7 protein-coding genes are annotated in these 14,421 nt (G+C 62.2%); 4 read left to right on the top strand and 3 right to left on the bottom strand.

Going from position 1 to position 14,421, the window contains the following annotated elements:
- The first annotated feature begins 120 nt into the window (after positions 1-120).
- Together HX793_RS18910 and HX793_RS18905 are read left to right on the top strand one after the other, a co-directional pair.
- The gene (locus HX793_RS18910; protein ID WP_051421959.1) at positions 121-693 is read left to right on the top strand and encodes a DUF2239 family protein; all 573 of its coding nucleotides are present in this window, start codon (positions 121-123) and stop codon (positions 691-693) included.
- Positions 694-718: 25 nt separating this feature from the next.
- Entirely contained in the window at positions 719-2,074 is a 1,356-nt protein-coding gene (locus tag HX793_RS18905; protein WP_177052236.1) for an MATE family efflux transporter, read from the top strand.
- Here the strand turns inward: HX793_RS18905 and HX793_RS18900 are convergent.
- On the bottom strand, positions 2,058-2,645 hold the full coding sequence (locus HX793_RS18900; protein ID WP_177052237.1) for a TetR/AcrR family transcriptional regulator: 588 nt from the start codon (positions 2,643-2,645) through the stop codon (positions 2,058-2,060). The two genes, HX793_RS18905 and HX793_RS18900, sit on opposite strands and share 17 nt — an antisense overlap.
- A 141-nt stretch (positions 2,646-2,786) precedes the next feature.
- Between HX793_RS18900 and HX793_RS18895 the strand changes: the two genes are divergently transcribed.
- Positions 2,787-3,959 (top strand): MFS transporter, encoded by a 1,173-nt coding sequence (locus HX793_RS18895; RefSeq protein ID WP_016977217.1) that lies wholly within the window; start codon positions 2,787-2,789, stop codon positions 3,957-3,959.
- On the opposite strand, the gene HX793_RS18890 is transcribed toward HX793_RS18895, so the two are convergent.
- Together HX793_RS18890 and HX793_RS18885 are read right to left on the bottom strand one after the other, a co-directional pair.
- Positions 3,960-4,325 (bottom strand): type II toxin-antitoxin system HicB family antitoxin, encoded by a 366-nt coding sequence (locus HX793_RS18890; protein WP_095015760.1) that lies wholly within the window; start codon positions 4,323-4,325, stop codon positions 3,960-3,962.
- Complete coding sequence (locus HX793_RS18885) at positions 4,322-4,573, bottom strand: type II toxin-antitoxin system HicA family toxin (RefSeq protein ID WP_038846635.1); 252 nt, start codon at positions 4,571-4,573, stop codon at positions 4,322-4,324. Before HX793_RS18885 ends, HX793_RS18890 begins: the two co-directional genes overlap by 4 nt.
- A gap of 209 nt (positions 4,574-4,782) precedes the next feature.
- Here HX793_RS18885 and HX793_RS18880 point away from each other — a divergent pair.
- Positions 4,783-14,421 (top strand): non-ribosomal peptide synthetase (locus HX793_RS18880; RefSeq protein WP_178905531.1); only part of this gene is annotated, 9,639 nt, incomplete at its 3' end.

The raw sequence follows: 14,421 nt of genomic DNA, 5'->3' as shown, positions 1-14,421 counted from the left end.
CGATGTATTTTTGCCGCTCAGCGGCAGGCAGTTGGAAGTTTCACCACAATATCGCCTTGCATGTCATAAAACTTTGGCTAATATGATCCGGGTAAAATGATTAATATCCGGGTAATAACTATGCCTACGCAAAACCTTCCTATGTGTACGGCCTTTGTTGGCCACCAGCGTGTGGCAGCGGGTTCCTACGCTGATGTCGCCGATGCGCTCGCCAGTCTTGATCATCCAGCGGGCAGCTTTCTGGTATTCGATGACGCCACCGGGCTCCAAGTCGACTTCCCCTGGCCCGCAGGCTATGCGCCTGAACAACCGGTCCAGGCCGAAGTCACGGACGAGCCTCCCGCTACGCCCTCGGTCGGGCGTCCGAAACTGGGGGTGGTCGCACGGGAGGTCACGTTATTACCGCGCCACTGGGAATGGCTGGGCCAGCAACGCGGCGGTGCCTCGGCGGCGTTGCGCCGGCTGGTGGATGAGGCTCGCGCGGCTCATGCTTCCCGTGATCAGATACGCCAGGCCAAGGAAGCCGGGTATCGCTTCATGAGCGCTATCGGCGGTGACCTGCCCGGTTTCGAAGAGGCTTCACGGGCGTTGTTTGCCTTTGATGCGGTGGACTTCTCCCGCAAGATCGCGCACTGGCCGCTGGACGTGCAAACGTACCTGGCCTGGTTGTCGCGCAACGCGTTCCCTGTCTGATCACCCTTCCTGGATCCCTACCTTCATGGACGTCACTCAACAACGGCCGTTGTGGCAGATCTACCTGATCTTTCTGGCACCGATGGTGCTGTCTAACTTCCTGCAAAGTTTTTCCGGCACCCTCAACGGCATCTATGTCGGGCAAATGCTCGGCACCCAAGCGTTGGCGGCGGTGTCGGGCATGTTCCCCATCGTGTTTTTCTTCATTGCCTTGGTGATCGGCCTGGGGGCGGGTGCCTCAGTGTTGATCGGCCAAGCCTGGGGGGCGCAGGAAACGGGGATGGTCAAGGTGATTACCGGAGCAACCTTGACGCTGGGCGCGCTGGTGGGTGTGATCGCAGCGGTGCTGGGCAGTCTGTTTGCACGTCCGGCGTTGCAGGCATTAGGCACGCCGGTTGATGTGCTGGACGATGCCGTCGGCTATGCGCAGAAGATGATGCTGATCATGCCGTTGTTGCTGGTGTTCATCCTTTACACCCAGTTGCTGCGCGGCGTCAGCGACACGATCTCGCCGTTGCTGGCGTTGATGGTGTCGACCCTGGTCGGCCTGTTGCTGACCCCTGCACTGATTGGCGGCTGGATCGGCCTGCCGCCCATGGGCATCCAGAGCGCGGTGTATGCCGGGCTGGTAGGTAATGCCTTGGCCATGCTGTTTTTGATCTTGCGCCTGCGCCACAAGCACCATGTGATGGCGCCGGATCGTGAGTTGCTTACGGCCTTGCGCCTGGACCGCGTGATTCTCGGCAAGGTCTTGCGCATCGGCTTGCCGACCGGCCTACAGATGGTGGTGCTGTCGCTGTCGGAATTGGTCATCCTTGCCCTGGTCAACGGCCACGGCTCCCAGGCCACGGCGGCGTATGGCGCGGTGACACAAATCGTTAACTACGTGCAGTTCCCGGCCTTGTCGATTGCCATCACCGCCTCGATCCTGGGTGCCCAGGCGATTGGTGCCGGGCGGTTGGAGCGTATCGGGCCGATTCTGCGCACGGGGTTGTTGATCAACCTGTGTCTCACCGGAGGCCTGATTGTATTGGGTTATGTGTTGTCCCACTGGTTGCTCGGGCTGTTCATTACCGACGATGCGGCACGGGTCAACGCGGAGCATCTGCTGCACATCATGCTGTGGAGCATCCTGGTGTTTGGCTTCCAGGCGGTGGTGGGCGGGATCATGCGGGCCAGCGGCGTAGTGCTGATGCCAGTGGTGATCTCGATTTTCTGCGTGCTCTGCGTCGAACTGCCGATGGCGTACCTGTTCAACGCGCATTTTGGCCTGGAAGGCGTGTGGATGGCGTTCCCCGTGACCTACCTGGCAATGCTGGCCCTGCAGGCCGCGTATTACCGATTGGTGTGGCGACACAAGCAGATCAAGCGGTTGGTGTGAGGCTCAGGCCGCGCAGCAGCAGTTCAAGACCTTGCAGGCCCTGTTCGAGCCGTGCGTCCGGGTGTTCGTCCCGGGCGATCCACAGGGCAGTGTTGACCAGGCTGCCGTTGATCAGTTGTGCCAGCGCAAGGCTCGGGACGTGGGGGATAGCCTTGGCCTGCATCAGCGCCTCCAACAATTGGCGCAATGACTCGACGCAGTGTTGCTGGGCGCCGGTGTCGCCCAAGACGGCCGGCGCATCCTGCAGCACAATGCGCTGGATTTCGTCATCCTGTGCCATGCGCAAGTAGGCACGACAACGTTCGCAAAAGCCGCTCCAGGGGTCTGCAGCTTCGTCTGAAATGCGCTGCAAACGCGCGTCCATCTCGCTGTCGAGTTGGGCAACCACGGCGGCCAGCAGGCCTTTCTTGTCGCCAAAGTGATGGTAAAGCGCCCCACGGGTCAGGCCGGCACGGGCGGTGAAGTCGTCCATCGATGTATTCGCGTAACCTTGCGTAGCAAAAGCCTGACGCGCGCTGGCGATCAGCCGGGCGCGGGTGTCTTCGATCATTTCGGCACGGGCTCGGCTCATGGTTGGGCTCACAATCGGCTAAGGAAAGATTGACATACGCTGCGTATGTTAAGCATGATTTGTCACATACGCACCGTATGTATTTTGCCTCGATTCTTGCGGATAGCAAGTTCCAGGGCATTCATGAAGAGGTCGAGCAGGATGGCAAACCCTTACGCCGAGTTGTTCCAGGTCCCTGGCGCCCGGGCTTTTGTGTTGGCGGGGATGCTTGCGCGCATGCCGGTATCGATGACGGGGATCGGCTTGATCACCATGCTCTCGCAGGTGCATGGCGGCTATGGCCTGGCAGGCTCGGTCGCGGCGGTGTTCGCCTTGGCGACGGCGTTTTGTGCGCCGCAGGTGTCGCGGCTGGTGGACCAGTACAGTCAAGGCCGAGTGCTGCCGATTGCTGCATTGATCGGCGGCGGCGCTTTATTGATGTTGTTGCTCTGTACCCGTCTGCAAGCACCGAGCTGGCTGCTGTTCCTGTTCGCCGCGTTGGCGGGTTGCATGCCTAACATGTCGGCCATGGTGCGGGCGCGCTGGACCGAGCTGTATCGGGGCCAGCCCAAGCTGCAAACCGCGTTTGCCCTGGAGTCGGTACTGGACGAGGTGTGCTTTATCATCGGCCCGCCAATTTCGGTCGGGTTGAGCGTCGTGCTGTTTCCGGAAGCGGGGCCTCTGGTCGCAGCGTTGTTGCTGGCGGTGGGGGTCACCACCTTTGTATTGCAGCGTGAGACCGAACCGCCTGTGCATGCGCACCAGGACCACCACGGCCGCTGGCTGATTGCTTCACCCTCGGTGCTGGTCCTGATGATCCTGTTGCTGGCCATGGGCGTCATTGTCGGCGTGGTGGACGTGGTCAGTGTTGCCTTTGCCCAGCATCAGGGGCAGCCGGCGGCGGCGAGCATCGTGTTGTCGGTGTACGCCATTGGCTCGTGCCTGGCAGGGCTGGCGTTCGGCACCCTGAAACTCAAGGCATCATTGCCCCGGCAGTTCCTGTTCTGTGGCATGGCTACGGCGCTGACCACCTTACCGTTGCTGCTGGTGACCAACATTCCCGGGCTCGCCGTGGCGATCTTTATCTCTGGGTTGTTCTTCGCCCCCACGTTGATCGTGTCCATGGCCTTGGTGGAGCAGGTCGTACCCGCCAGCCGCTTGACCGAAGGCATGACCTGGCTGATCACCGGCCTCAGCATCGGCGTGGCCATTGGCGCTGCCAGTTCCGGCTGGATGATCGACCACTTTGGCGCCACCAGCGGGTTCTACGTGGCGTTGGCGGCGGGGGCGGTGGTGCTGGGGGCGGCAGTATTGGGTTATCGGCGGTTGGGCTAATCAGCCAGCCGCAGGGCATGCATCATTGCCATGATGCTGTAAAAACTCATTCAAGGCCTGGCGTGTCAGGTCATTGAGGGTCACTTTTTTGCGGGTCGCCGCCAGGGCTGCCGCCAAGTGCAAGTCATGGCCGACCCGGACATTGAAGGAGCCCTTGCAGGGCTTCTCCGGGACCTGCCCGAGGGTCTGGCAAGTGGCGAGGTAGTCATCCACCGCCTCCCGAAATGCAGCGTCCAGTTCAGCGACGGTTTTCCCTTCATAGCTCACCAACGCCTTGATGAACAGGATCTTGCCGAACAGGCAGTTGTCTTCGACGCTGGCTTCGATGGAGCCGATGTAGCCTTTGTGTTTCAGTTGGTTGTTCACTGAATCAGTTCTCCTGATTTCAACTGTTCGATGATCTGGCGCCGAATGTAGTGTTTCAGTTCGTTGCCAGGGTGAGGCTTGTGCAAGGTGATCATTGCACTGGGGTCGCCGATGTCGAATTTGACCCGGCTTCCAGCCCCTTCAATCTGTGTGTAGCCCAGTCGACGCAGCAGCGTTACGAGCTCAGGCCAGGTAAATGCCATGTGCTCATTGAGCAGTTTGGCGAGCAGCTTTTCATTTTTGGACACGGCGTTCCCTGCGTGTAACTAAATGTAGTTGCAAAAAGAGGTGTTCGTCAATGCTAGCTCGGGTTTGGGTGTCTCTGCTGAGATTGATGTAACCCTTGATGACACTTCGCTCCACGCCTTCCACTCCCCGCTAATTTTTCCCTGTCCGGTTCGTTTTATAGGGACGACGTGCCTTTGTGCTTCCCGCCTATTGCTCCGGACTCCAAGAAATGAATGCTGAAGACTCCTTGAAACTTGCTCGCCGGTTTATCGGGTTGCCCCTGGAAAAGCGCCAATTGTTCCTGCAGGCCTTGCAGAAAGAAGGGGTGGATTTTTCCCGGTTTCCGATTCCGGCAGGGGTGGAGACGGAGGATCGCCAGGCGCTGTCCTACGCGCAGCAGCGAATGTGGTTTCTCTGGCAATTGGACCCGGCCAGTGGCGCCTACAACTTGCCCGGCGCTGTACGCCTAAAAGGCGCGTTGGACCTGGAAGCGATGGAGCAAGCATTTGCGAGCCTGGTCGCGCGGCATGAAACCCTGCGCACGGTGTTCCAGCGCCAGGCTGACGAGCGCCTGTTGCAAGTGCCGGCGGCGACGTCATTGGCCGTGGAGCAAGTCGATTTCAGCCACCTCGCCATCGCCGAACGCGAACAGGCCGTCAACGACGCCGCGATCCGTCAATCGCTGCTTCCGTTCGACCTGGAAAACGGCCCGTTGCTGCGCGTGCAATTGCTTAAGCTCGACACACGGGAGCATGTGTTGCTGCTGACCCTGCACCACATCGTCTCCGATGGCTGGTCGATGAACGTGCTGATCGACGAGTTCATCCGCTGCTACGACGCCCATGAGCGCCATGAAACACCGCAACTGCCTGCGTTGCCGATCCAGTACAGCGACTACGCCCTGTGGCAGCGTCGCTGGTTGGAAGCGGGTGAGCAGGCTCGACAATTGGAGTATTGGCAGGCGCGCCTGGGCGATGAGCACCCGGGACTGGAACTACCCACGGATCGCCCACGCCCGGCCATGCCGAGCTACCAGGGCACGCGCCATAACTTCGCGATCGAACCCGCGCTGGCTGCACAACTGCGCAGCGTTGCGCAAAAGCACAACGTGACCCTGTTCATGCTGTTGCTCGGCGCGTTCAATGTGCTGCTGTATCGCTATACCGGGCAAGGCGACATCCGCGTCGGCGTACCAATCGCCAACCGTAACCGTACTGAAGTCGAAGGGCTGATCGGCTTTTTCGTCAATACCCAAGTGCTGCGCACCGAGCTGACCGGGCAAACCCTCATCACCGAGTTACTGCAAAGCATCAAGGAGCACGCACTGGGCGCCCAGGCCCATCAGGAATTGCCGTTCGAGCGCCTGGTGGAAGCCCTCAAGGTCGAGCGCAGCCTCAGCCATACGCCGTTGTTCCAGGTCATGTACAACCACCAGCCGGTGGTGGCCGACATTGCGAGCGTCAGCACCGCCTCCGGCCTGGAGCTGGCGTTGGTGGAGTGGCAAGGCCGCACCACTCAGTTTGACCTGACCCTCGATACCTATGAAAAATCCGGCACCCTGCACGCCGCGCTGACCTACGCCAATGACCTGTTCGACGCGGCGTCCATCGAGCGCATGGCCGGGCATTGGATGCGCCTGTTGCAGGCCATGGTGGCCGACGCTACGCAGCGCATCGGTGAGTTGCCGATGCTGGATGCGGATGAGCAGCAAGTGCTGGTCCACACCTGGAACCAGACCGCCGAGGTTTACCCGACCGAGCGCGGCATCCATCACTTGATTGAAGACCAGGTGCAGGCCACGCCCGACGCGCTCGCGCTGGTGTTCGGTGCCACAACGCTGACCTATGCACAGTTGGATGCGCGTGCCAACCAGTTGGCCCATGTGTTGCGCGAGAAGGGCGTAGGTCCGGACGTGCTGGTAGGCATCTGCGTTGAGCGCTCGATTGAAATGGTGGTCGGCCTGCTGGCTATTCTCAAGGCGGGTGGCGCCTACGTCCCGTTGGATCCTGAATATCCTCAGGAACGCCTGGCCTACATGATCGAGGACAGCGGCATTCAGTTGTTGCTCAGCCAGCGCAGCCTGTTGCCAAACCTGCCTGTCGAGGGCATTCCGGTGATTGCCCTGGACCAGCCCGCCAACTGGCTCGATGGCTACAGCACCGACTCGGCAAACGTCACCCTTCACGCGCTGAACCTGGCCTACGTGATCTACACCTCGGGCTCCACCGGCAAGCCCAAGGGCGCCGGCAACAGCCATCGCGCGCTGGTCAACCGCCTGTGTTGGATGCAGCAGGCTTATGGTCTGGACGCAAGCGATGCGGTCCTGCAGAAAACCCCGTTCAGCTTCGACGTCTCGGTGTGGGAGTTCTTCTGGCCGTTGATGACCGGCGCACGTCTGGTGGTCGCGGCGCCTGGCGAGCATCGCGAGCCGGCACGCCTGATCGAGACGATTGGGCAGCATGGCATCACCACGCTGCACTTCGTGCCCTCGATGCTCCAGGCGTTTATCCATGAGCCGGGAGTGCAAGCGTGCACCCGCCTCAAGCGCATCGTGTGCAGTGGCGAAGCCTTGCCGGTGGATGCGCAATTGCAGGTATTTGCCAAGTTGCCTCAGGCGGGCTTGTTCAATTTGTACGGGCCGACCGAAGCAGCCATCGACGTGACCCACTGGACCTGTGTCGATGAAGGCGCCGACAACGTGCCCATTGGCCGGCCTATCGCCAACCTCGGCACCTACGTGCTCGATGCCCAGCTCAATCCGGTTCCCGCTGGCGTCAGCGGCGAGCTGTACCTGGGCGGCACTGGCCTGGCTCGTAGTTATCATCGACGTCCGGCACTTACTGCCGAACGTTTTGTGCCCAGTCCTTTCGGTGACGGCACGCGTCTGTACCGCACGGGCGACCGCGTGCGCCAGCGGACCGACGGGGTGATTGAATACCTCGGCCGCCTCGATCATCAGGTCAAGCTGCGCGGCCTGCGCATCGAGCTGGGCGAAATCGAGACGCGCCTGATGCAACACCTCTCGGTGCGCGAAGCCGTGGTGTTGGTGCAAGGCGGCAAGCAACTGGTGGCCTACCTGGTGCTGGAAGACCAGGCACCGGTCGATCTCAAGGCCTGGCTGCTCAGCAGCCTGCCGGAATACATGGTGCCGACCCATCTGGTGTACCTGGCCAAGCTGCCGGTAACCGCCAACGGCAAGCTCGACCGCAAGGCCTTGCCAGTGCCGGACGCCGCGCCACAGCAGGCCTATGTCGCACCGGAAAACGACCTGCAGAAAGCCTTGGCAGCGATCTGGAGCGATGTACTGGGTGTGGCGCAGATCGGCCTGGAAGACAACTTTTTCGAGCTGGGCGGTGATTCGATCATCTCCATCCAGGTGGTCAGCCGTGCGCGGCAGGCGGGTATTCGCCTGAGTCCACGAGACCTGTTCCAGTACCAGAGCATGCGCAGCCTGGCGCGGGTGGCAACCTTTGAGCAGGCGACGATCATCGACCAGGGGCCGGTCACCGGCGAGGTGATCCTCACGCCCGTGCAACGCAGCTTTTTCGAGCAGGCGATTCCGGTACGCCAGCATTGGAACCAGTCGTTGCTGCTGACGCCACGGGAACCCCTGGAATCTGCGCGCCTTGAAGCCGCTTTGACTCAACTGATCAACCACCACGACGCCCTGCGTCTGCGCTTTGTGCAACAAGCTGGCGGTTGGCAGCAAGCCCATGCCGAACCGGTGACAACGCCCGGGTTGTGGCAAACCCAGGTCGCTGACGACGCTGAGTTGGCCGCACTCTGCGACGAAGCCCAGCGTAGCCTCAATCTTGAACAAGGTCCGTTGTTGCGTGCGGCCCTGATCGCAATGGCCGACGGCTCCCAACGTTTGCTGCTGGTGGTGCATCACTTGGCGGTGGATGGCGTATCCTGGCGCATCCTGCTCGAAGACCTGCAACAGGCTTACCGCAACGTCGCGTTGCCGGCCAAGACCAGCGCCTACCAGCGGTGGGCGCAGCAGTTGCAGGCCCACGCATTGACGCTGGACGAGCAACTGCCGTACTGGCAGGCCCAGACTGCGAGCGCCGATCTGCCGTGCGATAACCCCCAGGGCGGTCTGCAAAACCGCCTGGGCAGCAAAGTCGAAATCCGCTTGAGTGCCGAACATACCCGTCAACTGCTGCAAGACGCGCCAGCGGCCTATCGCACCCAGGTCAACGACCTGCTGCTGACTGCACTGGCGCGTGTCATCAGCCGCTGGAGCCAACAGCCCGGCGCGCTGATCCAATTGGAAGGCCATGGCCGCGAAGACCTGTTCGACACGGTTGACCTGAGTCGCACCGTCGGCTGGTTCACCAGCCTGTTCCCGGTACGCCTGCAAGCCGATGGCGAGCTGTCGGCTGCAATCAAGTCGGTGAAGGAACAACTGCGCGCCGTGCCGCACAAGGGCATCGGCTACGGCCTGCTGCGCTATCTCGGGGCGCCTGAGGCCCGCGAAGCCCTGTCAAACCTGGCTACGCCGCGCATCACGTTCAACTACCTGGGCCAGTTCGACCGCCAGTTCAACGAGTCGGCGCTGTTCGTTCCGGCGACCCAGGGCAGCGGCCAGGCCCAGGACCCGGAGGCGCCGCTGGCCAATTGGCTGACGGTTGAAGGGCAGGTGTATGGCGGCGAATTGGCCCTGCAATGGGGGTTCAGTCGCGAGATGTTCGACGAGACGACCATCCAGCGCCTGGCGGACGATTACCAGCAGGAACTGCTGGCGTTGATCGCGCATTGCGTCGATCCGCAGCACGGCGGCCTGACACCGGCCGACGTATCCCTGGCGCACCTGACCCAAGCCCAGTTGGACGACCTGGCGCTGCCTGCACGGAGCGTGCAGGACCTGTATCCACTGTCGCCCATGCAGCAGGGCATGTTGTTCCACAGCCTCTACCAGCAGGGTGAGGATGACGTCTATGTCAGCCAATTGCGCGCCGACGTGCAGGGGCTGGACGTGGCAGCATTTCAAGGCGCCTGGGAGCACGTGCTGGCACGGCATGACATGTTGCGCACCGGCTTTGTCTGGCAAGACGACCAGGGCCAGGCCCTGCAAGTGGTGCATCGCCAAGTCAGCTTGCCCTTCATCGAATACGACTGGCGCGACCGTCCGAATCTGCCGGCGGCCCTCGACAGCCTGGCCGCCGAGCACCATCGCCAGGGCTTCGAGCTGGCGAGCCCGCCGTTGCTGCGGGTGGCGCTGGTCCGCACGAGCGAAGACCACTGGCACTTGATCTACACCAGCCACCACATCCTGATGGATGGCTGGAGTAATGCCCTGGTCCTCAATGAAGTGCTGCAAGCCTGCAAGGGCCACGCGCTGCCGCCGGTAGGCGCGGCGTTTTCCCAGCATATTGCTTGGCTGCAACAGCAGGACCCTGCGGTGGGCGAAGCGTTCTGGCGCCAGCGCCTGGCGCAGCTGGAAGAACCGACGCACCTGGCGCGTGCAGTGGCCAAAAGCGCAGCGCACACGGGTGCCGAATACGGCGAACTGCTGTGTGAGTTGGATGCCATTCAGACTCGGCGCCTGACCGCTTTCGCCCGTGCCCATCAAGTGACCCTCAACACCCTGGTGCAATCGGCGTGGTTGTTGCTGTTGCAGCGCTACACCGGCCAGTCCAGCGTCGCCTGTGGGGTTACGGTATCCGGGCGCCCGGCGCAGCTGGCGAATGTCGAGCAGCAGGTCGGCCTGTTCATCAACACCTTGCCGCTGATTGCTGCCGCCAGCCCGGAGCAAAGCGTCAGCGATTGGGTGCGTAGCGTTCAGGCATTGAACCTGGAAATGCGTGACCACGAACACACGCCGCTGTTCGACATTCAGCGCTGGGCCGGCTCGGCCGGTGAGGCGCTGTTCGACACGCTCGTCGTGTTCGAAAACTTCCCGGTGGCCAAGAGCCTGGAGCAGTCGGGGGAGAGCGGCTTGCGTTTCAGTGCTGTGAGCCATCAGGAGCGCACCAATTACCCATTGACCCTCACCGTGCAGGGCGGCGAGCACCTGAGCCTGCACCTGGAATACTTGCGAGCCGAGTTTGCCGCCGACGCGGTGCAGCATATCGGCGCCTATTTGCAGGGCCTGCTGCAGCAATTTGCCAATGCGCCGGAACAGGCCTTGGGCGCCGTGCCGTTGTTGCTGGAACACGAATACACCCGCGTGCTGCAAGACTGGAACCCGCGGGGTGTTGCTCAGCCCGCCAAGGCCAGCGTATTGCAACGCTTCGAACAACAAGCGGCATTGCACCCGGAAAACACCGCGCTGATCCTGGATCAGCAGCACATGACCTACACCGACCTCAACGTGCGCGCCAACCGACTGGCCCATCGCCTGATCGAATTGGGCGTCAGCGCCGACAGCCTGGTGGGCGTGGCGGTGGATCGTTCGCTAGAGATGATCGTCGGCCTGCTGGCGGTGCTCAAGGCCGGCGGCGCTTATGTGCCGCTGGACCCGAAATACCCAGCCGAGCGCCTTCAGTGCATGATCGAGGACAGCGGTCTGCAATGGCTGCTGACCCAGCAGCCGTTGGTGGAGCAGTTGCCGCTCAGCGAGGATCTGACCCTCGTTTGCGTGGAAACCGGGGTCGACTGGCTCGTCGATTACAGCAGCGAAAATCCGTCGTCCAGCACGCAGCCGGCCAACCTGGCCTACGTGATGTTCACCTCCGGTTCTACCGGCCGGCCAAAAGGCGTGGGCATCGATCTGGGCGCCCTGGCTCGGCATGTGGAAGTCTTCACCGAGTTGTTTGCGTTGCAAGCCCATGACCGTGTGCTGCAGTTCGGTACGTTCAATTTCGACGGATTCGTCGAGCAACTCTACCCGGCGCTGTGCTGCGGTGCGGCGGTGGTGGTACGTGGCGGCGACTTGTGGGACAGCGACACCTTCTATCAGCAACTGATCGAACACGATATTTCCGTGGTCGACCTAACCACCGCTTATTGGCTGCTGCTGGTGCGCGACTTTGCCGACCGGGGCCCGCGTGACTACGGACGTCTGCGCCAACTGCACATCGGCGGCGAAGCCATGCCGCCGGAAGGCCTGAACGCCTGGCGGGCAGCGGGCCTGAAGCATGTGCGCCTGCTCAACACCTATGGCCCCACCGAAGCCACGGTGACCGCTACCGCCTTGGACTGCGCTGCCTATGTGGATGGCCGTGAAGCCTTGCCGTCGATGATGCCGATTGGCCGCGTGCTGGATGGCCGTGCCATCTACCTGCTGGATGCCAACCTCAACCCGGTGCCGGTCGGTGTGGCGGGCGAACTGGTCATCGGCGGCCCGCTGTTGGCGCGCGGTTACTTCAATCGCCCGGACCTGACGGCCCACCGGTTCATTCCTGATCCGTTTTGCACTGACGGCGCTGGCCGCCTGTACCGCACCGGTGACCTGGCACGTTACCGCGCCGATGGAATGATCGAGTACGTGGGGCGTATCGACCATCAGGTCAAGGTCCGTGGTTTCCGCATCGAACTGAGCGAAATTGAAGCGCGCCTGCTGGCCCAGGCCAGTGTGCGCGAGGCGTTGGTCATCGCCGCGGACAACCAGTTGGTGGGTTACGTCGTGGCTACTCAAGCGCTCGACGAATCCCGGCAAACCGAACTGCGCACCCAGCTCAAGGCCGTGCTGCGCGAGGAGCTGCCGGACTACATGGTGCCGGCGCATCTACTGGTGCTGGAGCGCCTGCCTCTGAGCCCCAACGGCAAGGTCGACCGCGCCGCGCTGCCCAAGCCGGATGCCAGCCAATCGCTGGCCGAATGGGTCGCGCCCGTGACTGAGCGGGAGCAACGCATCGCTGCCATCTGGGCCCAGGTGCTGGGTGCCGAGCGGGTAGGGCTCAACGATCACTTCTTCGAAATGGGCGGTCATTCGCTGCTCGCCACGCAGGTGGTGTCTCGGGTGCGTCACGGCCTGGGCATCGAAGTCGCGCTCAAGACGTTGTTTGAACAGCCCGTGCTTGGCGACTTTGTCAGCTGCCTGGGCGACGTTCAGGGTTCGGCGCCGGCGCTGGTAGCGGTAGACCGCGCTCAACCCTTGCTGCTGTCCTACGCCCAGGAGCGTCAATGGTTTCTCTGGCAGTTGGACCCGCACAGTTCGGCCTATCACGTGCCCAGTGCGCTGCGCTTGAAAGGCCCGCTGGACCAGGCCGCCCTGCAACGTGCCTTCGATACCCTGGTGGCGCGCCATGACAGCCTGCGCACGCATTTTCAGCAAGACGCCGATCGTACGGTACAAGTGGTCAGCCCGCTGGCACGGATCGAGCTGGTGTCGCAAGCCACCGATGAAGCCCAGCTCAAGGCCAGGGTTGAAGCGCTGGTAGCCCGACCTTTCGACCTGCGCCAGGGGCCGCTGATGCGTGTGAATCTTCTGCGCCTGGCAGCAGAAGAGCATGTACTGGTCCTGGTGCAGCACCACATCATCTCCGACGGTTGGTCCATGCAAGTGATGGTCGACGAGCTGGTGCAGCTCTACGCCGCCTACAGTCAAGGCCAGGCGCTGCAATTGCCGACGATGCCGATCCAATATGCCGACTACGCAAAATGGCAGCGCGACTGGATGGAAGCCGGGGAAAAAGCGCGCCAGCTCGATTACTGGCGTGACCTGCTGGGCGGTGAGCAGCCGGTGCTGGAGTTGCCGTTCGATCACCAGCGTCCGGCGGTGCCGACCCATCGGGGTGCACGCCTGAATATTGCGTTGCCGGCTACGCTGGTCGACAGCCTCAAGGCCCTGGCCCAGCGCGAAGGTGTGACACTGTTCATGGTGCTGCTCGCTTCGTACCAGGCGCTGTTGCACCGCTACAGCGGCCAGCAGGACATTCGTGTCGGTGTGCCGATTGCCAACCGTAACCGGGTCGAAACCGAGCGGCTGATTGGTTTCTTCGTCAATACTCAGGTGCTCAAGGCCGATGTCGACGGGCAGACCACTGTTCGCCAACTGCTGACCCAGGTCAAACAGCGCGCGCTGGAAGCCCAGGCGCATCAGGATTTGCCGTTCGAGCAATTGGTCGAGGCCCTGCAGCCCGAGCGTAGCCTGAGCTTGAGCCCCTTGTTCCAGGTCGCGTTCAATCACCATATCAGCCTGGCCGGCGAGCAGTTGCAGCGCCTGGCGCAGCTGGACATGAGCCCGGTGAACTGGGATGAAACCGCCGCGCATTTCGACCTGATCCTGGACATTGAGGAATCCGGAAACCAGCTCGGCGCATCGCTGAGTTATGCCACCGACCTGTTCGCCCCGGCGACCATCGCGCGCATGGCCAGCCATTGGCAGAACCTGCTGCAGGCGATGGTTGCCGATCAACAACAGCCCATCAGTCAATTGAACCTGCTGGGCGAGGATGAGCGGCAGCACATCCTGCGATTGTGGAACCAGACTGACGCTGGCTTCTCGGCCGAGCGTCTTGTGCATGAGTTGGTGGCCGATCGCGCCAGGGAAAACCCCCAGGCGATCGCGGTCAAATTCGACGCGCAAACCCTGAGCTATGGCGAGCTGGACAGCCAGGCCAATCGCCTGGCCCACGCCTTGATCGCCCGTGGCGTCGGCCCCGAAGTGCGCGTGGCGATCGCCATGCCACGCAGTGCCGAGAGCCTGGTGGCGTTCCTCGCGGTGATGAAAGCCGGTGGCGTGTATGTGCCGCTGGACATCGAATACCCGCGTGATCGCCTGCTGTACATGATGCAAGACAGCCGTGCGCAATTGTTGCTGACCCATAGCCGCGCGTTGCAGCAACTGCCGATTCCCGAGGGCTTGGACACCCTGGCGATTGATCGCACCGAAGACTGGGCCGATTACCGCGACACTGCACCGGACGTGAAGCTAGACGGCGATAACCTGGCCTACGTGATCTACACCTCCGGCTCCACC

This window comes from Pseudomonas reactans (assembly GCF_013387025.1).
Classification (GTDB): Bacteria; Pseudomonadota; Gammaproteobacteria; order Pseudomonadales; family Pseudomonadaceae; genus Aquipseudomonas; species Aquipseudomonas reactans.
This window is presented reverse-complemented; position numbering and strand designations above follow the sequence as displayed.